Origin of the sequence: Pseudoclavibacter terrae, from assembly GCF_008831075.1 — a bacterium.
Lineage (GTDB): Bacteria > Actinomycetota > Actinomycetes > Actinomycetales > Microbacteriaceae > Pseudoclavibacter > Pseudoclavibacter terrae.
Genome location: NZ_WBJX01000007.1, coordinates 114207 through 135997, shown reverse-complemented (window position 1 = coordinate 135997; position 21791 = coordinate 114207). Strand labels below are relative to the sequence as shown.

The 21791-nt window shown below is 68.9% G+C and carries 22 protein-coding genes; 8 read left to right on the top strand and 14 right to left on the bottom strand.

Translation table 11 applies throughout. The features are described from left to right. Positions 1–32 precede the first annotated feature (32 nt). Both F8O03_RS18545 and F8O03_RS17295 read left to right on the top strand, forming a co-directional pair. Entirely contained in the window at positions 33–410 is a 378-nt protein-coding gene (locus F8O03_RS18545) for an alcohol dehydrogenase catalytic domain-containing protein (protein ID WP_341872801.1), read from the top strand. After that, positions 362–1057, top strand: coding sequence for a zinc-binding dehydrogenase (locus tag F8O03_RS17295; protein ID WP_341872800.1), 696 nt, complete (start codon positions 362–364; stop codon positions 1055–1057). Before F8O03_RS18545 ends, F8O03_RS17295 begins: the two co-directional genes overlap by 49 nt. Before the next feature lie 134 nt (positions 1058–1191). Here F8O03_RS17295 and F8O03_RS17290 read toward each other — a convergent pair whose 3' ends face one another. After that, positions 1192–1836: an NAD(P)-dependent oxidoreductase gene (locus tag F8O03_RS17290; protein WP_151424978.1), complete on the bottom strand. Its 645-nt coding sequence runs from the start codon at positions 1834–1836 to the stop codon at positions 1192–1194. A gap of 178 nt (positions 1837–2014) precedes the next feature. Here F8O03_RS17290 and F8O03_RS17285 point away from each other — a divergent pair, with 178 nt between their 5' ends. The 3 genes from F8O03_RS17285 to F8O03_RS17275 all read left to right on the top strand — a co-directional run bounded on the left by F8O03_RS17285 (position 2015) and on the right by F8O03_RS17275 (position 4010). After that, complete coding sequence (locus F8O03_RS17285) at positions 2015–2383, top strand: winged helix-turn-helix transcriptional regulator (RefSeq protein WP_104254762.1); 369 nt, start codon at positions 2015–2017, stop codon at positions 2381–2383. 102 nt (positions 2384–2485) lie between these two features. After that, positions 2486–3337, top strand: a complete 852-nt coding sequence (locus F8O03_RS17280) for an SDR family oxidoreductase (RefSeq protein WP_151424977.1) — start codon at positions 2486–2488, stop codon at positions 3335–3337. 61 nt (positions 3338–3398) lie between these two features. Continuing rightward, positions 3399–4010, top strand: a complete 612-nt coding sequence (locus F8O03_RS17275; RefSeq protein ID WP_151424976.1) for a hypothetical protein — start codon at positions 3399–3401, stop codon at positions 4008–4010. Between the two features lie 15 nt (positions 4011–4025). Here the strand turns inward: F8O03_RS17275 and F8O03_RS17270 are convergent, their stop codons facing one another. From F8O03_RS17270 to F8O03_RS17255, 4 genes are all read right to left on the bottom strand, one after another. Continuing rightward, positions 4026–4463, bottom strand: coding sequence for a VOC family protein (locus F8O03_RS17270; protein ID WP_104254815.1), 438 nt, complete (start codon positions 4461–4463; stop codon positions 4026–4028). Positions 4464–4534: 71 nt separating this feature from the next. After that, positions 4535–5308: a class I SAM-dependent methyltransferase gene (locus F8O03_RS17265; RefSeq protein ID WP_151424975.1), complete on the bottom strand. Its 774-nt coding sequence runs from the start codon at positions 5306–5308 to the stop codon at positions 4535–4537. 40 nt (positions 5309–5348) lie between these two features. After that, complete coding sequence (locus F8O03_RS17260; protein ID WP_244296356.1) at positions 5349–6053, bottom strand: esterase/lipase family protein; 705 nt, start codon at positions 6051–6053, stop codon at positions 5349–5351. Then, entirely contained in the window at positions 6050–6796 is a 747-nt protein-coding gene (locus F8O03_RS17255) for a DUF429 domain-containing protein (RefSeq protein WP_151424974.1), read from the bottom strand. Before F8O03_RS17255 ends, F8O03_RS17260 begins: the two co-directional genes overlap by 4 nt. Positions 6797–7035: 239 nt before the next feature. Here F8O03_RS17255 and F8O03_RS17250 point away from each other — a divergent pair, with 239 nt between their 5' ends. Then, a complete protein-coding gene (locus F8O03_RS17250) occupies positions 7036–7986 on the top strand; it encodes a DMT family transporter (protein WP_244296355.1) in 951 nt (316 codons plus the stop codon). A gap of 62 nt (positions 7987–8048) precedes the next feature. On the opposite strand, the gene F8O03_RS17245 is transcribed toward F8O03_RS17250, so the two are convergent. The 5 genes from F8O03_RS17245 to F8O03_RS17225 form a co-directional block, all read right to left on the bottom strand. Then, entirely contained in the window at positions 8049–9305 is a 1257-nt protein-coding gene (locus F8O03_RS17245; RefSeq protein ID WP_425280959.1) for an MFS transporter, read from the bottom strand. Positions 9306–9449: 144 nt separating this feature from the next. Then, the gene (locus F8O03_RS17240; RefSeq protein WP_151424972.1) at positions 9450–10997 is read right to left on the bottom strand and encodes a glycoside hydrolase family 1 protein; all 1548 of its coding nucleotides are present in this window, start codon (positions 10995–10997) and stop codon (positions 9450–9452) included. Beyond that, positions 10994–12958, bottom strand: coding sequence for a beta-glucoside-specific PTS transporter subunit IIABC (locus F8O03_RS17235; protein ID WP_151424971.1), 1965 nt, complete (start codon positions 12956–12958; stop codon positions 10994–10996). Before F8O03_RS17235 ends, F8O03_RS17240 begins: the two co-directional genes overlap by 4 nt. Positions 12959–13091: 133 nt before the next feature. Continuing rightward, positions 13092–13916, bottom strand: a complete 825-nt coding sequence (locus tag F8O03_RS17230; RefSeq protein ID WP_104254754.1) for a PRD domain-containing protein — start codon at positions 13914–13916, stop codon at positions 13092–13094. Positions 13917–14046: 130 nt separating this feature from the next. Beyond that, positions 14047–15165 carry a Gfo/Idh/MocA family protein gene (locus tag F8O03_RS17225; protein WP_151424970.1) on the bottom strand — a complete coding sequence of 373 codons (1119 nt, stop codon included), beginning with the start codon at positions 15163–15165 and terminating at the stop codon, positions 14047–14049. Positions 15166–15378: 213 nt separating this feature from the next. Between F8O03_RS17225 and F8O03_RS17220 the strand changes: the two genes are divergently transcribed. Both F8O03_RS17220 and F8O03_RS17215 read left to right on the top strand, forming a co-directional pair. Continuing rightward, positions 15379–18546, top strand: a complete 3168-nt coding sequence (locus F8O03_RS17220; RefSeq protein WP_151424969.1) for a glycosyl hydrolase — start codon at positions 15379–15381, stop codon at positions 18544–18546. Between the two features lie 111 nt (positions 18547–18657). Next, positions 18658–19257 (top strand): TetR/AcrR family transcriptional regulator, encoded by a 600-nt coding sequence (locus F8O03_RS17215; protein ID WP_151424968.1) that lies wholly within the window; start codon positions 18658–18660, stop codon positions 19255–19257. Positions 19258–19298: 41 nt separating this feature from the next. On the opposite strand, the gene F8O03_RS17210 is transcribed toward F8O03_RS17215, so the two are convergent. From F8O03_RS17210 to F8O03_RS17195, 4 genes are read right to left on the bottom strand one after another with little or no spacing between them, the layout of a single operon-like run. After that, complete coding sequence (locus F8O03_RS17210) at positions 19299–20330, bottom strand: NADPH:quinone oxidoreductase family protein (protein ID WP_244296354.1); 1032 nt, start codon at positions 20328–20330, stop codon at positions 19299–19301. Positions 20331–20358: 28 nt separating this feature from the next. Continuing rightward, positions 20359–20673, bottom strand: a complete 315-nt coding sequence (locus F8O03_RS17205; RefSeq protein ID WP_151424967.1) for a DMT family transporter — start codon at positions 20671–20673, stop codon at positions 20359–20361. Further along, a complete protein-coding gene (locus F8O03_RS17200) occupies positions 20673–21050 on the bottom strand; it encodes a DMT family transporter (protein WP_151424966.1) in 378 nt (125 codons plus the stop codon). The genes F8O03_RS17205 and F8O03_RS17200 overlap by 1 nt, the downstream gene beginning before the upstream one ends. Continuing rightward, positions 21047–21688 carry a TetR/AcrR family transcriptional regulator gene (locus F8O03_RS17195; protein WP_244296358.1) on the bottom strand — a complete coding sequence of 214 codons (642 nt, stop codon included), beginning with the start codon at positions 21686–21688 and terminating at the stop codon, positions 21047–21049. The genes F8O03_RS17200 and F8O03_RS17195 overlap by 4 nt, the downstream gene beginning before the upstream one ends. Between the last annotated feature and the right edge of the window lie 103 nt (positions 21689–21791).

Below are 21791 nucleotides of genomic sequence, written 5' to 3'. Positions count from 1 at the left end.
GGTTGTTGCTCCGCCCGGAGAGAGGCAGCGCCATGAAAGCACTGCAGTACCGCGCGATCGGCTCGCGCCCCGAACTCGTCGAGATCGACACTCCAACACCGGCTGCCGGGGAGATCCTGCTCAAGGTGACGGCCGCCGGCGCCTGCCATTCGGACGAGTTCATCATGGGTGCATCCGAGGAGGACTACTACTTCAAACCGCTGCCGCTCACGCTCGGCCACGAGGTCGCGGGCGTCGTCGAAGCGATCGGCAGTGGCGTCCACGACGTCGAGATCGGCGAATCGGTCATCGTCTACGGGCCGTGGGGTTGCGGCCGCTGCTACCACTGCGCAGGCGGGCTGAGCAGAACTGCGAGAAGGGGATGCGCGCGCCCGGCATCTTCAGCGACGGCGGCATGGCCGAGTACATGATCGTCGACGACGCGCGCCACCTCGTGCCGATCGGCGACCTCGACCCGGTCAAGAACGTGTCGCTCACCGACGCTGGGCTCACCCCGTACCGCGCCGTGAAGTCGGCGCTGCCGAAGCTCGTTCCCGGCTCGACCGCGGTCGTCATCGGGTCAGGCGGCCTCGGCCACGTCGCGATCCAGCTGCTCAAGGCGCTGTCGGCCACGACGGTGGTCGTGCTCGACGTCGGCGAGGCGCAGCTCGAGCTCGCCCGCGCCGTCGGGGCCGACCACACGTTCCTGTCGAACCCGGATGCGATCCCAGCGGTCAAGGACCTCACTCGCGGTCTCGGGGCGACGGTCGTGTTCGACTTCGTCGGCATCCAGCCGACGGCCGACCTGTCGGCGAAGATGGTTGCGGCCGCCGGCTCGGTCGTGGTCGTGGGCGTCGCGAGCGGTGCCGTGCCCATCGGTCAGACGACGGTGCCCCTCGACGTCACGGGCCGCGCCATCAACTGGGGCTCCAGGACGGAGCTCATGGAGGTCGTGGAGCTCGCGAAGCGCGGCGCCATCAACATCCACGTCGAGCGGTTCTCCCTCGACGAGGCGCCCGCCGCCTACGAGAAGCTGCACGCTGGCGAGATCCGCGGCCGCGCAGTCATCGTCCCATAGCTCGCGCCAGCTCGCTCCCGCCTGCCCCCTCCGGCCCGCTCCCAAGGGCATCCACGCGAGCCATGCATGTTCGTTGCGAAACGCAACCTGCAGTGCTCGTGTGGATGCCCCCGGTCCGGGCAAGGTGCCGCTGCTCAGTACGCGACGCCGAAGCGCGCGCGGCGGTGGGCGGGGTTCTCGATCTCGGCGACGATCGCGGCGGCGAAGTCGGCGCCGGAGATGTTCGAGTCGCCGTTCTCGTCGGCGAGGAGCACGTCGCCGCCGATGCGGTACTCGCCCGTCGCCTCACCAGGTGCCCAGGCGCCGAACGCGGCGGCGGGGCTGACGTAGAACCAGTCGAGCTCTGGGGCGGATACGCGGAGGTCGTCGAGCACGCCGGCCATCTCGGCGGCTTCCGGCTTGATCGCATCCGGGAAGCCCTCCGTGTCGAACAGCCGTGGGCCGCCCTCGGCGACGAACAGCGAACCGGCGCCGCCGACGACGCCGAAGCGCACGCCCTTCGCGGCGGCGAGTGCCGCGGCCTGCGCGAGCACGCCGCGGGTTCGGCCTTCCAGGTCGCCGCGAGGCGCGAGGGCGGAGACCACGACATCGGCGCCGTCGATGGCGTGCTCGAGCGTGCCGTCTTCGAGGGCGCTGGCGCTGACGTAGGTGACGCCCTCGATCTCTTCGTCGGGGCGCGAGCGGCTGAACGAGGTGACCTCGTGGCCCGCGGACGCTGCCGCCTTGACGAGGTTGCTTCCGGCGTATCCGGTTCCGCCGAGGATGGTGATCTTGGCCATGGTGGTCCTTTCGTCTCGGCGACCGGTGTCGGGCGCCGACAGTCACCGTAGGAGACCGACTGCGGGGAGGGGAAGAAGGCACTTTGGGGAGCGTCGGTTACCGAGAAGTGCCTGTGGCGCAGCCCTTGAGTCTCTGGCGGTAACTGAGTACCGTGCAGTTACCGATGAGAGGTGGGTCATGTCCGAACCCCTGTGGGACCCGTACGTGCGCGACTGCCCGTCGCGCCGCCTGCTGGACCGCATCGGCGACCGGTGGACGGTGCTCGTCGTCGGCACGCTGCACGAGGGTCCGAAGCGATTCTCGGAGATCCAAGCCGCGGTCGACGGGGTCTCGCAGAAGATGCTCACCCAGACGCTCCGTGGGCTCGAACGCGACGGCCTCGTCACGCGCACCGTGTTCCCGCAGGTGCCGCCGCGCGTCGACTACGAGCTGACGGACGCCGGACTCAGCCTGCTCGGCCCACTCCGCGTGCTCACCGAGTGGGCGACCGAGCACATGACGGGCGTCGCCGAAGCACAGCGGGAGTACGACACCGCGCGTGGATGAGCGCCGGCCGAACCGAGACGAACGCGTGCCGGGCTCGACGCACGATACCCCACCCCCGCAGCACAACCCCACCACAGCGGCACCGAGTCCAAGGAGTTCAGCATGACCGAAGCATCCACCGACCGCATCGCGGTGACCGGCAGCACGGGAGCGGTGGGCGGCGTCGTCGCCAAGCGGCTCGCCGACGCTGGCGCCTCGCAGCTCCTCCTCGCACGCACTCCGGCGAACGCGCCGCAGCTGCCCGGGTGCGTGGTCGCGCCGTTCAGCTACGCGGACCGCGCCGCATCCACTGCCGCACTCCGCGGCACCCGCACCCTGTTCATGGTCTCGGCGGCCGAGAGCGAGTCGCGACTCGACGAGCACAAGGCCTTCATCGACGCCGCGGCGGAGGCTGGCGTCGAGCACGTCGTCTACACGTCCTTCTTCGGCGCCTCGCCCGCCTCGACGTTCACGCTGGCGCGCGACCACCACGCGACGGAGGAGCATCTCAAGGCGTCCGGAATGACGTGGACCTTCCTGCGGGACAACTTCTACATGGACGTCATGCCGATGTTCGTCGGCGACGACGGCGTGCTGCGCGGCCCGGCCGGCGACGGCCGGGTCTCGATCGTCAGCCGCGCCGACGTGGCGGCGGTCGCGTCGAGCGTGCTGCTCGCCCCGGATGCGCATCGGGAGGCCACGTACGACCTGACGGGCCCGGAGGCGCTCACGGCGACCGAGATCGCGGCGGCGATCGCGCACGCTCGCGGCACCGCGGTGACGTTCCGCGACGAGAGCCTCGAGGAGGCCTACGAGTCGCGGGCGAAGTGGGGCGCGCCCGCCTGGCAGAACGACGCCTGGGTGAGCACGTACACGGCCATCGCGAGCGGCGAGCTGTCTCGCGTATCCGACGATGTCGAGCGGGTCACCGGACGGCCGCCGCTGTCGTTCGCCCAGTACCTCGCGGGAGCGTAGCCGACGTCGGTGGCGCATGAGGCGGTGCTCGGTGCGCGGTGCTCGGTGCGAGAATCTTCCGATGACGTTCGCAGCCGCTCGCCTCGCCCTCGTGTCCACGCTTGTCGCCGCGGCGCTCACGCTCAGCGGATGCGCGGGGATGGGAGGCGTCGAGGCTCAGCCTGCCGAGACGCCGACCCCGACGGCGACGATCGCGGAACCCCCGAGCATCCCGATCGTCGAGCAGACGGTCACGGATGAGCTCACGGGGACGTCTGTGACGACGCTCGCCATGGTCACGGATTTCCAGTCCGCGGCGAACGCGTCCGTCTCGGACGGGCTCCAAGCGGTGCTCGTGAAGGTCCGCTTCACCGCCGGCGACGAGTACGGCGGTGCGGAAAGGCCGACGCCGGTGTCCATCACCGACCGCGGCGTCAACCTCGACTACGTCTCGCTCGGCCTGACGAACCCGGAGACGCTCGCGCCGGCGATGACCGCCGCCGGATACACGCCGATCAACAGTGTCAAGCCCGGGGAGACGGTGACCGGCTGGGTCGGAGCCTGGCTGCGCGATGACTACACGCAGTTCGACCTCGTCTACGACCGCGGCGAGAGCACGGTCTTCGGCGGCGACCAGAGCGGGGAGAAGATCCCGCCGTTCCAGCAGATCGTGCCGCTCGAGCCGAGCGCGTAGCGTCGGCGCGGCGCGTCAGCTCTTCGTGAGGTCCTGCGCGAGCATCACGATGATGCCGCTCGGGCCTCGCAGGTACGTGAGCTTGTAGACGTCCCGGTAGTTCGCGACACCCCGCAGCGGGTGGCAGCCGTGCCTTGCCGCGATCGCGAGCGACTCGTCGATGTCGTCGACGGAGAACGCGACGCGATGCATCCCGATCTCGTTGGGCAGCGTCGGCTCGGTCTCGATGGCCTCCGGGTGGATGTACTCGAACAGCTCGAGCTGCCCGTGGCCGTCTGGCGTCTGCAGCACGGCGATCTTGGCGTGGTTGCCGTCGAGACCGACTGCGGTGGCTGCCCAGTCGCCGCTGACCTCGTCGCGGCCCAGCACGGTGAGCCCGAGGTCGGTGAAGAAGGCGATGGTCGCTTCGATATCGCGGACGGCGATGCCGACGTTCTCGAGTCTGATGGGCATGGCCTGCATGCTACTCAGCGTCGTCGTGTGGGCGCAGGATCCGCGTTACGGCCGCGGGCCACCCGCGCGACTCACGCCCCTGCGGTGCCGACGCGCCCGACGCGGCCCCCGATGGGCCAGGTCGTGAGTCGTTCCGTCGCGGGGTCGCCCCAGAGGTCGGCGAGGTCGCGGCCCACGTCCTCGAGCAGGCGCGCCTGGCCCGCCTCGCGCGCCGCACGGACGGCCGACCAGGTCGAGAAGTAGCCGAGCAGCGCATCCAGGGTCAGTCGCTTCTGGATGCTCGGCGCCCGGAACTCGATCTCCTCGAACGGGAACGACAGGTCGCGGTACTCGCGCTCGACCAGCCGCCGAGACGGTGGCCAGTAGGCGTCGAGGTCTTCGGCGTAGAAGCGCTGGGCGCGTTCGTCGATGGCGGGGTCGTCGAGGTGGAGGACGCCGTAGCAGAGCAGCGCGATGACGCCGCCGCGAACGCTGACTCGGGTGACCTCGTCGTAGAACCTGGGCAGGTCGAACCAGTGCGCGGCCTGGGCGGCGCTGACCAGGCTGACGGAGTCGTTGCGGATGCTCGCCGGCAGCGACTCCGCGGGAGCCTGCTGGTACGCGACGCGCGGATGCGGGGCCGCGTTCGCGATCTGCTCCTCGCTCGGGTCGAGGCCGATGACCTGGTCGAAGGCCGCTCCGAGCGTGGTTGTGAACTGGCCGTTGCCGCACCCCGTATCGACGGCGAGGTCGGTGCTCGGGGCCAGCTGCGCGAGTTCGCTGGCGAGCGAAGCGGGGTAAGTGGGGCGGAACTGGGCGTACGCCTGCCCGCCTTCGTCGAACCAGTTGCGTGCATCCGGAGTCATGGCGCTGATGCTAGGCCCGCCGCCTGAGGCGACGCCCCCATCAGTGCTCTGTCGGCTGCGCGGCGAGGCGTTCGAATTCCACGAGGACGCGCGGGTGCTCGAGCACGCGGAAATGCCCACCTGTGTCCAGCTGCACGTTCTCGGCGCCCAGCAGGAAGCTGCCCTTCGGGATGTGCGGGTCGAAGCAGCCGAAGACCGACACGATCCGGGAGTTCACCTCCTTCTCGAGGGAGAGCGCCAGGATCGTGCGGTCGCGCGGCGAGAATATGCGCAGGCTCGGCGTGAACAGCAGACGCGCGTATGAGGATCCGCCGAAGGGGGTCGCCACGGCGAGCATCGAGCGGATGCGCGGCACCCCCGCACCCCGCGTCATCGCGTACTTGCCGACGAGTCCGCCCTTGCTGTGAGCGACGATGATGACGTCCTCCAGGTCCTGGCCTTCGAGCGCTTCGACGAGATGCGCTGCCGCGTCCGGCACCGGCTTGCGATTGAAGCCGAGCGGGTCGAGGACGTGCACCGGATGCCCCATCGCGTGGATGGTGCGGATGAGCGGCAGCATGAATCGCCACGGCTCGTACACGCCGGGGACCACGACGACGGGGGCGCGGTGACCGTCGAGGAACATCGCCGGGTCCGTGCGATCGAACGCGGCGCGTGCCTGCTGCGCGACGACGTAGGCGTAGTCGAGGGCCCACCACCAGAGGCGGGTCGCTGAACGGCGCATGGTGCGGAGAACACGGATCATGCGGCTCCCGCGAGCTCGCCGATGCCGCAGGTGGGGAGTGCAACCCACCCCTCGATCTTCGCTGCGTCGAGCAGTTCCGGCGGTACCGGCAGCGTCTTGCCGAGCGCGTGAGCTCGCGCGATGAGCGACGCGACGAGCGCGTCGAGCGCGTCGTCGGACCTGCCCAGGAGCGAGCGCTGCTCGGCGGTCGTCTCGAGGCGGGGGAGCGCGGCCAGAACCGCCTGCGCCGCGAGGATGCGGGCCTCCGGCTTGGTCTTGTACCCCGGGGTCAGCAGGCCCCACGCGCGGAGCGCGGCCGCCGGGTACACCTCGGCGAGGCGACCGCCGCCGGAGCGGTCGACCTGCTCTCCTGCGGCCGCGAACCCGTCGAGCAGCTCGGCGCAGTGGATGGCCGTCATGCCGAGTCGGTCGGTGGAGACGCTGAGCGGCCAGCGGCCCGTCTGCTCCCGCACGACCCGGTCGGTGTGCCGGTAGGCGAGGCGGCGGCGCAGGTCGATGCCGGTGCGTGCGTGCGTGCCCGACACCCGGGTGGCGTGGGCCGAGACGAACTCCACGAACTCGATCGGCCACCCGAACGCGCAGTCGATGCCGACACTCGCCGCATCTGCGGCCAGCTCGATGATCTCGGTGTCGGAGGTGCCGAGCTGCACGTGGCTGAGGCGTGCTCCGTCGGCACCCCACTCGATGACGGCCATCGCCGTGCGCGTGGGTTCTGCTGCCAGGTCGACGCCAACGGTCTTCACCCGAGCAACGCTACGCGTACGTGCTCTGGTCGGTGCTCAGCTCCCGCAGGGTTGACAGTCACGGTGACGACAGCGCGATTTCTGTCCCCGGGAAGCGTGATCGGGCTGTGTCGTCACCGTGGCTGGCAGCTTGGCGCGCGCACCGGGCTCTGCCGCGAGGGGCGGTCGGTTCGGCGGCACCTGGCTAGGCTGGCGGGGTCGAGGCGCGCTCCGCTGCGCGGGGTCGGGGAGGTGCGCGCGTGAGCGTGAGGTCGAGGAATGCGGGGCCGGATGCGTCGGCCCGCCGTTCGCTGCTGATCGCGGTGCTCTCGCTGCTTGGCGCGACGTTGTTCTGGGCGAGCAACTACATCGTCGGCGCGGCTGTGCTCGAGACGATGGACCCGCTCAGTCTCGTGCTCTGGCGGTGGACGCTCGCCGCTGTGCCGTTGCTCGCGATCGCGCACTTCGCGGAGCGCCCGGATTGGCGCAAGGTGCTGCGGGCGTGGCCGTGGCTGCTGGCGCTCAGCTGCACTGGTCTGGCCGGGTACAACCTGACGCTCTACGCGGCGTTGCAGTACAGCGACGCCTTCAGCGCGTCGCTCATCAACGCGTTCAACCCTGCCGTGATCGCGGTGGCGGCGGCGATCTTCCTCAGGCAGCGCCTCACGCGGACCGGGGTCGCCGGCGTGGTGATCGCCCTGGTCGGGGTGTTCGTCGTGGTGAGCGGCGGTGATGTCGGCGCGTTCCTGGAGACGGGGTTCGGCGTCGGGCAGCTGCTCATGTTCGGTGCTGTCGGCATCTGGACGGCCTACACGATCATCGGCCGCAGGTCGCCTCCCCTGCCGCCCATCACGTCGACGTCCATTCAGGCGGTCATCACGGTGCTCCTGGTCGCGCCCCTCACGTTCGCGACGGGTGGCCCGCACCTCCCGGTCTCAGCGGATGCGGCGACCTCGCTGGTGCTGATCGCCCTGTTCCCGTCGGTGCTGTCCTACCTGCTCTGGAACCGCGCGCTCGCGGTCATCCCGGCGGCTCGAGCGGGGGTGTTCCTGAACCTGATCACGGTGTTCACGGTCGCGTTCACCCTGCTGGCGGGTCAGCCGTTCACGGTCGGCCAGCTGGTGGGCGGGGCCATCGTGATCGTCGGCGTGGTGGTCGCGAACGCCGAGGCGTTCCGGCGGCCGGGGGAGCCGCATCCGCGGATCTCCTGATCAGCTAGCTTGCGAGCGCGCGTGCCTTCACTGCGGCGAGGTCGGGAGAAGCTCGGATGCGCTCAGTCGGCTCGTGTGCCTGCGGGCGCCGTCGGGGCTTCGGCCGGGTCTTCGCGCGTCGGCTTTCCGCGGCCGACCAGCCAGCTGGCGACGGCTGCCAGGGCGACCAGCACCAGCACGGCGATGAGCGCGGACCTGAGCCCGAAGTCCTCGCCGAGGAAGCCGAGTGCGGGCGGGCCGACGAGGAACGCGATGTATCCGAGCGTGGCGGCGAACGCGACGCGGGCATCCGGCCGGTCGCCTGATGCTCCGGCTGCCGACAGTGCGACGGGGAAGCCGAGTGCGGTGCCGAGGCCCCACAGGATCGCGGCGCAGGCGGCGACCGCCTGGTTGTCGATGAAGATGATGAGCGCCAGGCCGGTCGCGCCGATCAGGGCGCTCGCGCACAGCACTGCGGGCCGGCCGAAGCGGTCGACGAACGAGCCGCCCACGAACCGGCCGATGGTCATCGACAGCGCGAAGACCGCGAAGATCCCGGAGCCCCAGGCGGCGTCGAAGCCGTGGCCGTCGACCATGACGAGGGGCAGCCAGTCGTTGGCGCTGCCTTCGGCCATGGCGAGCGCGAGCACGATGACGCCGATGAGCAGCAGCGTCCTGTCTCGCCAGAGCGGGCGGCTCGCAGGCCCGCCGCGCTCGTCGGTGCTCACCGTGGTCGCAGCCTTCCCGGTGGCGGGCGGCAGGAGGCGGATGGACGCCACGAGCCCGACCGCGACGACCACGACGGCGATGCTAAGGTGCGCCAGGATCGGGAACGACGTGGCCGTGGCCACGATGCCGCCGACGGCGCCGATGGTCGTGCCGAGGCTGAAGAAGCCGTGCATGGCGGGCAGCGTGGACTTGCCGAGCTGCCGTTCCACGTCGGCGCCCTCGATGTTGAGGGCCACCTCGGCGCCGCCCATGCCGAGGCCGAAGAGTGCGAGGCCGAGCGCCACGACGGCCCCGGACGCCAGTGCTGCGCCCGTCCCGATGGTGAGGGCGCTCGCGGCGACGAGCGACATGCCCACGGTGATGACGGGGCGGGCGCCGAACCTGCTGACGAGCCTGCCGGAGCTGAGGATGCCGAGCATCGACCCGACCGAGAGGCCGAAGAGGATCAACCCCATCTCCGCGGTCGAGGCGCCGAGCGCGTCCCGAACGTCCGGGGTGCGGGTCACCCAGGAGGCGATGGTGATGCCAGGCAGGAAGAAGAGCACGAACAGCGCGATGCGGCGCCGTTGGGGGGAGGGGGACATGGTTCCATCTCGGTCGCGGGGAGTCACGACGAGCGTAGCGGCGAGCGCGACGCAGACGCAGACGCAGACGCCAACGCCAACGCCAACGCCCTGAGGGCCGTCATGCACGCATGACGGCCCTCAGGGGATGAGCGGGTCGCTGCTTCCGAGCGGCCCGGCGCGACTTCGCCCCTACGCTCCTGTTGCCGGGAGCGCCTCGAGCGTCGCCCCGTTCGAGGCGATGAGCTCCCGGTACCAGTGGAAGCTGTCCTTGCGGATGCGGTCGCCGCTGCCGGCGCCTTCGTCGTCGAGGTCGACGTAGATGACCCCGTAGCGCTTCGTCATCTGCGAGGTGGAGGCGCTGACGATGTCGAGCCCGCCCCACGACGTGTAGCCGAGGAGGTCGACGCCGTCTTCGATGGCTTCCCGCACCTGCTGGAGGTGCTGGCGGAAGTAGTCGATGCGGTACTCGTCGTGCACGGCGCGGTCGGCGCCGGTGCCCTCGAGCACATCCGTCGCCCCGAGCCCGTTCTCGACGATGAAGAGGGGAACCTGGTAGCGGTCCCACAGGTCGTTGAGCACGTAGCGGAGGCCCTCGGGGTCGAGGTGCCAGCCCCATTCGGTGGTCTGCAGGTGGGGGTTCTTGATGGTCGAGAAGAGGTTGCCGCCGGTCGCGCCGTAGAGCTCTGGGCTGACGGAGGAGACGAGGCTCATGTAGTAGCTGAAGGAGATGAAGTCGACCGTGTTGGCGGCGAGCAGCGCCTCGTCGCCCGGTTCCATGGCGACGTGGATGCCCGTGTCGCGCCAGAAGCGGCGCACGGTTCCCGAGTACCGGCCGCGCACCTGCACGTCGGTGTGGAAGAGGTTCATGTTGTTGTCCCACTGGGCTCGCACGATGTCGGCGGGGGCCGACGTGGCGGGGTAGTGGGCCATGCGCGCGAGCATGCAGCCGACCTGCGCGTCCGGTGCGATCTCGCGGGCCGCTTTCGTCGCGAGGGCGCTTGCGACGAACTGGTGGTGCAGGGCCTGGTAGCCGGCCTGTCGAGGGTCGACGCCGTCTTGTGGCTCGCGTTCGATGATGCCGCCGCCCGTGTACGGCTCGATGAGGGTCGTGTTGATCTCGTTGAAGGTGAGCCAGTAGCGCACGAGCCCGCGGTAGCGGGTGAGAATGGTCTTCGCGTAGGTCTCGAAGAAGCCGACGACGGCGCGGTTGGACCAGCCGCCGTATTCGGTGACGAGGTGCAGGGGCATCTCGTAGTGCGACATGGTGACGACGGGTTCGATGCCGCGCTCGCGGAGGCGCGTGAAGAGGCGCTCGTAGAAGAGGAGTCCTTCTTCGTTGGGGGCCGCGTCGTCGCCGTTGGGGAAGATGCGGGACCAGGCGATCGACATGCGGAGCGCTTTCATGCCGAGTTCCGCGAAGAGCTCGACGTCGCCCTCCCAGCGGTTGTAGAAGTCGCTTGCGGATCGCTTCGGGTAGCCGGCGGCGCCCGGGGTGGCGATGGCCTCGGCGATCTGCGCATCCGTCGCCTTCATGAGCGAGGTGATGTCGACGTAGTCGCCGGTCTTGCGGAAGGGGATGACGTCGGCCTGCGAGAGGCCCTTGCCGCCCTGGTCGAAGCCGCCTTCGACCTGGTTCGCGGCGAACGCGGTGCCCCAGAGAAAGCCTTCTGGGAAGGTTCCGGATGCGCCGTGCGGGCTGGGGTCGGTGGCAGTGCGCTGTCGGTGGGTCTGGTTCATGCGGTCTGCTCCTTCGTGGTGGCGTCGGCGTGGATGGTGGCGAGGACGTGCATGAGCGGGTCGCCGTTGCCGCGCGTGCCTGGCGTGCCTGGCACGATCGAGCGGAGGCCGAGGTTGGTGACGACGATGACGGTCACGGTGTCGTTGGTGGCGCTGACGGCGTCGAGGTCGACGTCGATGAGCGGGTCGCCGACGGTGACGCGGTCGCCCTCTGCGACGTGCGCGTCGAACCCGCGCCCCTGCAGGGAGACGGTGTCGATGCCGATGTGGATGAGGACCTCGGTGCCCTCGTCGCTGCGGATGGCGACGGCGTGCTTGGTCGGGAAGACGGTGACGACTTCGCCTGTGACGGGCGAGGTGACGCGTCCGCTGGTGGGGCGGATGGCGGCGCCATCGCCGACGAGGCGCTGTGAGAACGTCTTGTCCGGCACGTCGTCGAGCGAGATGAGCTCGCCCGCCATGGGGGAGGCGATGAGCTCGCCGCTCGAGGGCGCGAGGGGCGCATCCGCTGCGGAGCGGTCGGTGGATGCGGTGGCAGGGGCGGCCGCAGTGGTGCTCGTGACTGGTGCGGCGGCCGGCTTCTCGGACGTCTTCGCGAGGATCGACTCGTCGATGCCGAGGATCGCGGAGACGACGGTGGAGACGATGAAGGCGAGCACGATGCCGAGGATCGCCCACCCGAAGGTGGCGCCGACGAGGCCGGGCAGGCCGGGGAGTCCGCCGTTGCCGGCGAGCACGTAGGCCTGCACGCCGAAGCCGAGGGAGATGGCACCGCCGACGCCGGCTCCCGCCATGGAGGCGATGAGGGGGCGGCGCAGGGGGAGGGCGAGGCCGTAGAGGGCGGGTTCGGTGACGCCCATGAGGGCGGTGAAGGTCGTGGAGAGCGAGAGGGCCTTGATCTGCGCGTTCTTCGCGCGGAGGAAGACGCCGAAGACGGCGCCGGCGGTCGCGAACGTCTGCACGTAGGTGAGTGGCAGGAACTTGTCGTAGCCGAGGGTGGCGAGGTTCTGCAGGATGAAGGGGACGAGCGTGTAGTGCATGCCGGTCATGATGATGAGCGGCAGGAGGGCGCCGATGACGAACCCGGCGGGTGCGCCGCCGTTGTCGAGGGCCCAGTTGATGCCGCCGGCGACGCCGTTGCCGACGAACGTGCCGAGCGGGCCGAGCACGACGAGCGTGATCGGGACGACGGTGACGAGGGTCAGCATGGGCACGAAGGTCAGCTTCAGGAAGGAGGGGATGATCTTCGTGAAGAGTCGCTCGGCCCACGACATGAGGTAGACGCCGAGGAGGACCGGGATGACCGAGTAGGCGTAGGAGACCGACGTGACGGTGACGCCGAGGAGCGCGACGGGTTCGCCCGCGCTGAGCATCGTCGTGAGGGCCGGGTAGACGAGGACCGCGCCGAGGGAGGCTGCGACGTAGGGGTTCGCGTTGAGCTTCCGGGCGGCGGACACGGCGACGACGATCGGCAGGAAGAAGAAGACGGCGTCGGCGATGGCCGAGAAGATGAGGAACGTCTGCGAGGTCGGGTCGACCCAGCCGAACGCGTTGATGAGCGCCAGCACACCCTTGAGGAGACCGGCGCCGGCGATGGCGGGGAGGATGGGCGCGAAGACGCCGGCGATGAAGTCGAAGAAGCGGGTGTGCAGCTTCTGCTTCCCGCCCGTGGTGTCGGCGGGCGCATCCGCTGCCGAGTCCTCGCTCGTCGCAAGGCGTGGCAGCTCGGCGACGATGGCCTTGTGCACGAGCGGCACGTCGTTGCCGATGATGACCTGGTACTGGGAGCCGGCGTCGTTGACGCCGACGACGGGGCCGATCGCGGTGAGCGCGGCCTGGTCGGCCTTCGTGTTGTCCTTCAGGCCGAAGCGCAGGCGGGTGACGCAGTGGTAGAGCGAGGAGATGTTCTCGTCGCCGCCGACCGCGGCGATGATCGCCGCGGCGTCTTTCTCATACTTCATGGGGTGTCTCCTGGTTGGGGAGAATCCCGGCTTCACGCGGTTGCCCTCACGCTGCGGTGGATTCTTGGGGGTGTTGAAAACTGTGGGTCTGAACGCCTGGATGCGCTCGCTCGCTCGCGTGCTCGCTCGCGTGTCAGAGGAAGTTGGCGATGTGCAGGCCGAGGTAGACCTTCTCGGAGGCGCTCATCGCGTGGCCGTGGCTGCGTTTGACGAAGGCGTCCACCTTGTCGACGCTGGCGAAGGCGGTGGGCTTCTGCTCGGTGAGGATGCGCAGCAGCTCGGCGTCGTCGCGTTGCACGGTCTCGCCGAGGAGCACGCGCTGGGCGAAGAAGCGCACGTGGGTGACGAAGCGCAGGTAGGCGGAGTCGGCGTCGTCGTAGTGGAGGCCGAAGTGGAGGCGCACGATGTCGAGGATCGAGTGGGTGAGCTCCATGAGGCGTGCCGCGCTGTCGGCGGCGCCGCCGACCTGCGCGTTGATGACGTGGAGGGCGATGCTCGTCGCCTCTTCTTCGGGCAGCTCGACGTCGAGCCGCGAGTTGAGCTCTGCGACGGCGCTCTTCGCGAAGGCGTACTCGCTCGGGTAGTAGCGGCGCACCTCGACGGCGAGAGGGACGGTGAAGTCGCCGCCGTCGCGGGCGCGCTGCACGGCGAACACGAAGTGGTCGGCGAGGCTCGCGTAGAGGCTGTCGCTGATCTTCGCGCTCAGCTCGGTGCGTGCGCGGGCGACGAGGTCGGCGGTAGCGGTGAGGATCTCCGCCGGGATGGAGTCGACGATGGATGCGAAGTGACGGCTGGCGGCGTCGTCTTCGAGCCGGAAGACCTTCTCGACGAGGGTCTGGTCGACGCGCTCGCCCGGCTTCGAGCGGAAGCCGAGGCCCTTGCCGAAGACGATGACCTCCTGCAGGGAGTCGTCCAACGCGTCAACAACGTTGTTGTTGAGTACCCGCCGAATGATCATCTTGCTCTCCTAGGAAACACGCTTGCTGAAATCGTCGTCGAAACAGCTGCGGTGTTGCCTGCGGAAGCAGTGACAAGCCGCTGTCACCGTACTCGCATACTCCCGACATGGCAAGCCGTGACCTACGGACCTACGCGGTGGCTTCCCCCGGGTAGACGACGCCGATGGCTGCTCGAGCCTGGTCGAGCACCTCCATGACCTCGACGGATGCTTGCCAGGGCATCACCCGCGACTGCGTGGCGCCGCTCGCGAGGAGGCGCGCGAACTCCGCGGCCTCGAACTGGAAGCCACCCGGTACGGTCGCATCCCACTCGGTGGTGATGGCACCGCTGACGCCGTCGGTCGACTCGTCGGACGCCTGCTCGGAACCGTCGCCGCCGAACTCGCTCACACGCAGTATCCCGGGAACGAAGAACTCTTCCGGCAGCTCGACGATGCCGCGCTCGAACACGAACTCCGCCGTCGACGGGGCCCGCCCCTCGAAGCTGCAGCGGGCTGTGCCGACGGTGCTCGCGGTGCGCATGATGACGGATGCTGAGCCGTCGACGGCGTACCCGGGGAGCAGGTTGCCGGCCGCCGCGACCTCGCTGGGCGGGCCGAGGAGGTCGTGCACGGCGGCGACCGAGTAGACGCCGATGTCGAGCAGGGCACCGCCGCCCTGCTCGACGTCGACGATGCGCGGGACAGGGGTGTGCATGACCCCGGCGAAGTTCGCGTGCGCCGTGACGAGGCGGCCGAGCAGCCCGTTGGTGGCGATCTGCCTCGCCACCGTGAACTGGGGGAGGAACCGGGTCCACATGCCGTCGACGACGAGCACTCCGTGCTCTTCTGCGGCGGCGAAGACGTCGAGGGCCTCGGCGGCGTTGAGGGTGAAGGGCTTCTCGACGAGCACCGGCTTGCCGGCGCGGATGCACGCGAGCGCGAGGTCGTGGTGGGTCGAGTTGATGGTCGCGAGGTAGATGGCGTCGACGTCCGGGTCGGCGATGAGCTCGGCGTAGGAGCCGTGCGCGCGATCGACGCCCAGCTCGTCGGCGAACGCCTGGGCGCGCGACAGCTCGCGCGCCCCGACCGCCGCGATCGTCGACCGGGTGTGCTCGGGCACCTCCTGCGCGAACCTGCGCGCGATGTGGCCTGCGCCGAGGATCCCCCAGCGCAGCGGGGGCGCATCCGCCGGGTCCAGCAGCTCGACGCCCTCCACGAGGCGGGCAATCGGGGCGGGGAGCTGGGCGACGAACGCGGGGGAGGTCATCGTTCGAGTCTGGCAGGGGAGCGGACGATCTCGCGAGCAGAGCAACGCGCGCCTGGCTGTTGCCGCACTCCTGAGCCTTGCGCGGTCGCCACCGTTCGACTAGCTTCCTAAACCAAGCACTGATTGGTTTAAGGTTCAAGGGAGAACACGGTGAGATTGAAACGTTCCACAAGGCAATCTGGTGGCGCTTCGCCGCGAACTATCGCGGCCGCGGTGGCGTTGCTGCTCGCAGCCGGCAGCCTCACGATTCCCGCGGGCCCGGTTGTCGCGGCGCCGGACTCAGGTGCGATCGACCAGGCATCCCTGAGAGACCCGGGCTCCGACCAGCGCCCTGGCATGCGCTGGTGGTGGCAGACCCCGATCTCGGAAGCCGAAGCGCTCCGAGAGCTGCACGCGATCTCGGACGCAGGTTTCAGTTCAGTCGAGATCGCATTCTCGGCCGAGTTCTGGGCGAATGAGGTCCAGCGCGACATTCTTGGCGCAGTCCTGGACGAGGCTGCCGAGATCGGCGTGAAGGCGAGCATGACCATGGGGGCTGCCTGGCCCGTGCAGACCCCGAACACCGGTGTCGGCACACCGTATGTGCAGAAGGAGCTCCAGTACGGGCGGATTGATGTGGCCTCCGGGGCGACCTACAGTGGCACCCTTCCGAAGGCCCTCGACGATGCCGAGGGTAGTCGGGATGCAGAGCTCGTGGCGGTCTCTGCCGCCAGGGTCGTGACTGCTGGCCCCGTCGTGGAGGGTGAGGCGATCCCTCCTGCCTCGTCGACGATCCTCGACCCAGCCTCCGTCGTCGACCTCACGAGCACGGTCGACGACGGCTCCATCACCTGGACGGCACCACCAGAAGGCGACTGGATCCTCTTCGCCTACTGGCAACGCGACGCGGAGCAAGGAGTCACGAGCGCGTTCGACGCCGACGCCGCGCGGGCAGCTACCGAATACCTCGACGAGCACCAGATCGGCGACAACGGGCCCAAGCTCACGAAGGTCGGTGGTGACCTCTTCGAGGACTCGCTCGAGCTCAACGCCGACTCGCTCTTCTGGACTCCCGACTTCGTCGACGACTTCAAGGCCGCGCGCGGCTACGACCCCACCGCCTACCTGCCGTTCTTCTTCGCACACGGCATGGCGCGCTACTGGGTGCCGAACGAGGAGCCGACACCCGACTTCGCGGCTGCCGATGAAACGGGCGAGCGCATTCGCACCGACTACTACACGACACTCACTGACCTCTACGTCGACGAGCATCTCCGGCCCTACCAGGAGTGGGCGCAGGGGTATGGCGTGGACTTCAAGACGCAGCCCGCCTACGGCCAGAACCTCGATGTCATCCGCTCGGCTCGAGAACTCGCGCTGATGGGGGCGAACATCGAGGGCGAGTCGCTCAACTCCGGTGATCGGTTCCCGGTCTCCTCTGATGAAGCCACGTGGCGGTACGCGCTCGACTGGCAGCGGACGCTCGTCGCGGGGGCGCATCAGGGTGGCGCGACGCGCATCTCCTCCGAGCTCGGAGCGCAGTTCACGCGAGCCTACGAGATCACCCTCGGCGACTACCAGCAGCTGATGGACAAGGAATGGGCCGCTGGCCTGACGAAGCCGTACGTGCACGGATACGCGAGCCAATCCGAGAACGCACCGTGGCCGACCCAGGACCGCTTCTGGGGCATCGTCGGCGAGAGCTGGAACGACCAGACGTATCCGCAGTGGAGCGGATGGAATGAGCTCACCGACTACTGGGCGCGAGGCACGCTTGTGCTCGAGACGGGTGTCCCCAAGACCGACCTCGCAATCTACTCGACCGAGTTCCTGACGACCACGGCCCGCGGAGCCTTCGACACGAGCGTCGACGCTGAAGCGCCTGACCAGCTCTACGAGACCAAGGCGCTCGAGGACAACGGCTTCTCGGTGCAGTACATCGACCCGGCTGGTCTTTCCGCAGACGGCGCGATCGGCGGCGAGACGCTCTTCCCCGACGGCCCGGCCTACCAGGCGGTGATCATCGACGAAACAGCGGTCGACGGCGCCGCGGCCTCGGCACTCGAGGACGCCTCCCGAAGTGGAGTGCCGATCGTCATCGTCGGGTCCGCACCGTCGACCGACGCGAGCTTCGCGAGCGGCGAAGCTGGAGCGCAGGGCGTCGCGCAGGCGTTCGAACAGATCCTCGCTTCTGATCGCACTCGGGTCGTGGCCGACACCGACGGCGTTCTCGGCGCGCTCCGTGACCTCGGGGTCTCAGCAAGAGTCGCCTGGAACGACGCGCCCGTGCTCACGCAGTACCGGCAGAGCGGCGACACGACCTACGTGTACCTCTACAACACCTCCGCTGAGCCGGTTGAATTCGCACCCATGGTCTCTGCGGTCGGCGGGGTCAACGAGATCGACCTCTGGACCGGCGAGCGCGTGCCGGTGGCCCAGTACTCGGCGACGGCAGATGGCACTCGGATACCGATGGCGCTCGAGCCGCTCGGCACGAAGGTCATCGAGATCGACGGCAGCCAGGCGCCGAGCAGCGATGCCATCACGAACGCGGAGCCGCTGCCGCTCAGCGTCCTCGCGGACGGATCCGTGTCCTGGACGGCGACGAGCTCGGATCAGGTCTCACTCGAGTTCGCAGACGGCCAAAGCAGGGAGCTGGAAGCCACCCTCGGTGGTGACCGCGATCCACGTGCGCTCACCGAATGGTCGCTCTCGGCCGAGACTGTCTCGCCAGACGGCTCCACCACATTCGATGCACCTGCCGGCACGCCTCTCGGGGACTGGCGTGAGATCGACGGGCTCACCGGTGAATCAGGTGTCGGCACCTACCGCACGGAGTTCACTCTGCCGGAGTCCTGGTTCGAGGACGGTGCTGGTGCGCAGCTGGCGCTGAACGGTGCCAAGGGGACAAGTGTCGTCCGCGTGAACGGAGTCGAAGTCTCTCGTCACGTCGGGGAGAACACGATGGTGGACGTTGCCTCGGCGCTGACCGTCGGCGCCAACATCGTGGAGGTGGAGATCGCCACGACGCTCCGGAACAAGGTGACGAGCCTCAGCGCCGGAACGCCGAATCCCTTCCCCGGGGAGCGCAGGACACACCCGATCGGGCTGACGGGACCGGTGACCCTCCTCTCGACGCAGGAGGTCGCCGTCAACTCGGAGGAGCCGGGAGCCACACTTCCTCCGAGCGTTGCCCCGACGGCGACTGCCGACGCGGGTTCTCCACCCGCTTCGACCGCCGAAGCGGGGGCACCGCCCACAGCCGACGGCGGCAACCCCGGCGGGCTGGCATCAACTGGTGCGGACGCGCTCCCGCTGGCCGCACTTGCGGCACTGCTGCTTGCCGCCGGCGCGACGGTCATGGCAGTGAGGAAGCGGAGGAAGGGCCGAGCGATCGAGTAGAGCCCGGTCCGATGCGCAGGGTGGGCGGACGGTGTCAACGCGCCGCCGCCCACCCGTGCAGGTGCGCCCCTCGAAGGTCGCGTTCCGCTGGATTGCTCCTACACTCGCACCATGAGCAGGCAACGAGCGAGCCCGAAGGGGACGGCGAAACGGGACGAGATCCTTGACGCGGCGCTGCGCCTGATCGGCGAGCAGGGCTACGCGGGTGCCACGGTGCGAGCGATCGCGGCAGCCGTCGACCTCAGTTCCGCCGGTCTGCTCCATCACTTCGGCACGAAAGAAGACCTGTACAGCGCGATCCTTGAGCGTCACGACATGTTTGTAGAGGCGTACGTCACGAACGACGTCGGGGCGAGCGCCTCGCTCGAGCAGGCACTCCAGGCTGTCCTCGAACGGAATGCGCAGGTGCCGGGACTCATCGAGCTCTACGTTCGGTTCTCCATCGAAGGTGCGCGCCCCGAGCATCCTGCGCACGCGTACCTTGCAGCCCGGCTCGAGGAGGCTCGCCACAGCTACGAATTCGAGCTGCAGAACATGGTCGCCCGCGGGCAGTTGCCGCTCGCAACTGATGCCGCTGCCTCGGCTCCGGTTCTGTTGACTTTCGTCGAGGGGGTGCAGATCGCCTGGCTCCGGGATCCCAGAGTCGACATGGGGGCGCAGCTTGCTGTTTTCTTCGACCTGCTCGGGCGTCCCGGCCAAGCGTCGGGGTAGGGGGCTCCGCGGCGCGTTTCGCCCGCCCGGCAGCCGCAGCGCTACAGGCTCAGGTCGATGACGATCTTGCCGCGCGCGCGACGCTCATCCAGGCTCGCGACGGCCTCCGGGGCCTGCTCGAGCGGCACGACTTCGCTGATGGAGGCCCGCAGCTCACCGCGCTCGACGGCGGGTGAGAGCCTGGCCCACTGTTCGGGGAGCGAGACGAGGCACTCGGGCATGAGCCCCTCCCAAGCGGCTCCGACGACGGAGATGTTGTTCAGCAGGAGTCGGTTGGTCTTGACGGTCGGGATGCTCCCGCCCGTGAACCCGAGCACCACCAGGCGGCCGCGCTTCGCGAGGCAGCGCAGTGAGTCGGTGAAGCGGTCACCGCCGACCGGGTCGAGCACGACGTCGACGCCGCGGCCCTGCGTCAGCTGTCGCACCTCCGCGAGGAAATCTACTGCGAGGACCGTGTGGTCGGCGCCGACCGACTCGGCCAGCGCGCCTTTCTCCTCGGTCGAGACGACGGCGATCACAGTGGTGCCGATGAGCTTCGCCTGCTGGATGAGGGCGACGCCGAGCCCGCCCGCGGCGCCCTGGATGAGGACGGTCTCTCCTTGCTTCACCTGCCCGCGGTCGCGGAGCGCGAAGTCGGCGCTGAGGAGGTTGAGAGGCAGCGCGGCGGCGTCAACGAAACCGATCGAGTCGGGCAACGGCAGCACGCGGTCGGCCAGAGCGACGACGTAGTCGGCGAACGCGCCGTGGCTCGCGACGCCGAAGACCCGGTCACCCTCCGCGAACCCGGAACCTTCGCCAGCCTCGGCGACAACGCCCGCGAACTCGCTGCCCAGCGCAAACGGGGTCGGGATGCGGTGCTGGTACTCGCTGCGCGACTGCAGCACATCCGGGAACGCGACGCCGGCCGCACGCACCTCGACGAGCACGTGGCCGGGCGGCCGGTGCGGGACGGGCATGTCGCGGAACTCGAGGCTGCGCGGCCCGCCATCCGTCGAGTTCACGATCGCCCGCATGGTGGCCGCCTGGCCACGAGTCCGGTTCAGCTCGGGCGGGTCTGATTGCGCATCCGACATGCCTGCCACGGTAGCCGCTGGAACCCGCTCAGTGGCCGAGTTCGACCAGGAAGACGCCGCCGATGATCAGCGCTATGCCACCGCCCATCATCCAGGTGAGGGGATCCTTGAACAGCAGTCGCCCGAGCACGGCTGTGAGGGCGACACCGCTCGCCGCCCAGACGCCGTACGCGACTCCGATCGGGAGGCCGAAGGAGAGTGCACCGGCCAGGAGCGAGAATGCCGAGATGTATCCCACCGCTACGGCTGCATACCAGAGCTTCTTGCCGTCTGTGGCGAGTTTGAGGCTGATCGTCGCCCCGACTTCGAGGACGATCGCGATCGAGAGAAGTACCCAGCCCATCAGCTGACTCCATCGGTTGCTTGCGGTTCGACGATCTGGTGTGCACGAGCAGCAAGGGCTCGCTGCGATCCGAGCTCTACGAGGAGAACGCCGCCGACAATGAGGAGGAGCCCTGCGATCATGACCCCCGTGAGTGCCTGACCGAACAGCACGGCCGCAGCGACTGCGGTCAGCGCAACTCCCGATGCGCCCCAGATGCCGTAAGCAACACCGACGGCCATGCCCGCTTTCAGGACTCTCGTGAGCATGAAGAACGCCGTGAGGTAGCCGGCGACGACAAGTGCGTACCAGCCTGCCTCGTCGACAGCTGCCTGGAGCGCGAGAGCGCCGGTGACCTCTGCCGCGATCGCGACACCAAGGAAGAGCCACTTCTTCATGCGTCCTCCTCGATGAGTGTGGCGATGGTCTGCGCCGCCAGCTTGATGCTCCGGTTGGCGGCGTCCGCGTCGCGGTTCTTGAGCCAGGACGACGACACTCCGTCAGCCACGGCGACGAGGAATGCGGCTGCCTCGCTCGTAGGGATCGTCAATCGCAGCTTCCGTGTGTTCGCCCATTCGTCGAGATTGGCTGTCACTTCCCGGATGTACTCGGTGTGCTCCCACGTTGAAAGGTGCTGAAGGTCGGGGTCCCTGTGCGCGATCGCCGTCAGCTCGTTGAGTGCGAGTGCACGTTCCGGGTGTGCTCTCGTCAGTTCGAGGTGCGCAAGGAGCCCACGTTCCAGGTGTTCCTTGGCGGAGTGGGATTCCTGCGGCGGGGTGAAAGCGACGCCCATGGTCTGGCTTATCTCGCTCTCGAGTATCGCTGCGAAGAGCGCGCCCTTCGTCGGGAAGCAGTAGTGGAAGGAGCCATGCGGAAGGCCCGCGCGTGAGGTGACGGCGCGAGTGGTGACAGCAGCCACGCCTTCTTCGGCCAGCAGTTCGATGCCTGCATCGATCAATTGCTGTCGCCGCTCATCGATCGGTCTGTGTTCTCTAGGGGGACTCATGCGAGCACCGTAGCGCAATTTTGGCCACATGGCCAAATTAAAGTGGCCATCTGGCCAAATCTTGTAACGCAGCTGACGTCAGTGCGCATCTGGACGGCTTGCGCTTGCGGCAACGGTCGGAGCTCGCAGGCTG

Bases quoted from the DNA above. Each gene is read 5' to 3' on its own strand.
- F8O03_RS18545 (WP_341872801.1), top strand. From the start codon at position 33: ATGAAAGCACTGCAGTACCGCGCGATCGGCTCGCGCCCCGAACTCGTC.
- F8O03_RS17295 (WP_341872800.1), top strand. From the start codon at position 362: ATGCGCGCGCCCGGCATCTTCAGCGACGGCGGCATGGCCGAGTACATG.
- F8O03_RS17290 (WP_151424978.1), bottom strand. From the start codon at position 1,836: ATGGCCAAGATCACCATCCTCGGCGGAACCGGATACGCCGGAAGCAAC.
- F8O03_RS17285 (WP_104254762.1), top strand. From the start codon at position 2,015: ATGTCCGAACCCCTGTGGGACCCGTACGTGCGCGACTGCCCGTCGCGC.
- F8O03_RS17280 (WP_151424977.1), top strand. From the start codon at position 2,486: ATGACCGAAGCATCCACCGACCGCATCGCGGTGACCGGCAGCACGGGA.
- F8O03_RS17275 (WP_151424976.1), top strand. From the start codon at position 3,399: ATGACGTTCGCAGCCGCTCGCCTCGCCCTCGTGTCCACGCTTGTCGCC.
- F8O03_RS17270 (WP_104254815.1), bottom strand. From the start codon at position 4,463: ATGCCCATCAGACTCGAGAACGTCGGCATCGCCGTCCGCGATATCGAA.
- F8O03_RS17265 (WP_151424975.1), bottom strand. From the start codon at position 5,308: ATGACTCCGGATGCACGCAACTGGTTCGACGAAGGCGGGCAGGCGTAC.
- F8O03_RS17260 (WP_244296356.1), bottom strand. From the start codon at position 6,053: ATGATCCGTGTTCTCCGCACCATGCGCCGTTCAGCGACCCGCCTCTGG.
- F8O03_RS17240 (WP_151424972.1), bottom strand. From the start codon at position 10,997: ATGAACCAGACCCACCGACAGCGCACTGCCACCGACCCCAGCCCGCAC.
- F8O03_RS17235 (WP_151424971.1), bottom strand. From the start codon at position 12,958: ATGAAGTATGAGAAAGACGCCGCGGCGATCATCGCCGCGGTCGGCGGC.
- F8O03_RS17230 (WP_104254754.1), bottom strand. From the start codon at position 13,916: ATGATCATTCGGCGGGTACTCAACAACAACGTTGTTGACGCGTTGGAC.
- F8O03_RS17225 (WP_151424970.1), bottom strand. From the start codon at position 15,165: ATGACCTCCCCCGCGTTCGTCGCCCAGCTCCCCGCCCCGATTGCCCGC.
- F8O03_RS17215 (WP_151424968.1), top strand. From the start codon at position 18,658: ATGAGCAGGCAACGAGCGAGCCCGAAGGGGACGGCGAAACGGGACGAG.
- F8O03_RS17210 (WP_244296354.1), bottom strand. From the start codon at position 20,330: ATGTCGGATGCGCAATCAGACCCGCCCGAGCTGAACCGGACTCGTGGC.
- F8O03_RS17205 (WP_151424967.1), bottom strand. From the start codon at position 20,673: ATGGGCTGGGTACTTCTCTCGATCGCGATCGTCCTCGAAGTCGGGGCG.
- F8O03_RS17200 (WP_151424966.1), bottom strand. From the start codon at position 21,050: ATGAAGAAGTGGCTCTTCCTTGGTGTCGCGATCGCGGCAGAGGTCACC.
- F8O03_RS17195 (WP_244296358.1), bottom strand. From the start codon at position 21,688: ATGTGGCCAAAATTGCGCTACGGTGCTCGCATGAGTCCCCCTAGAGAA.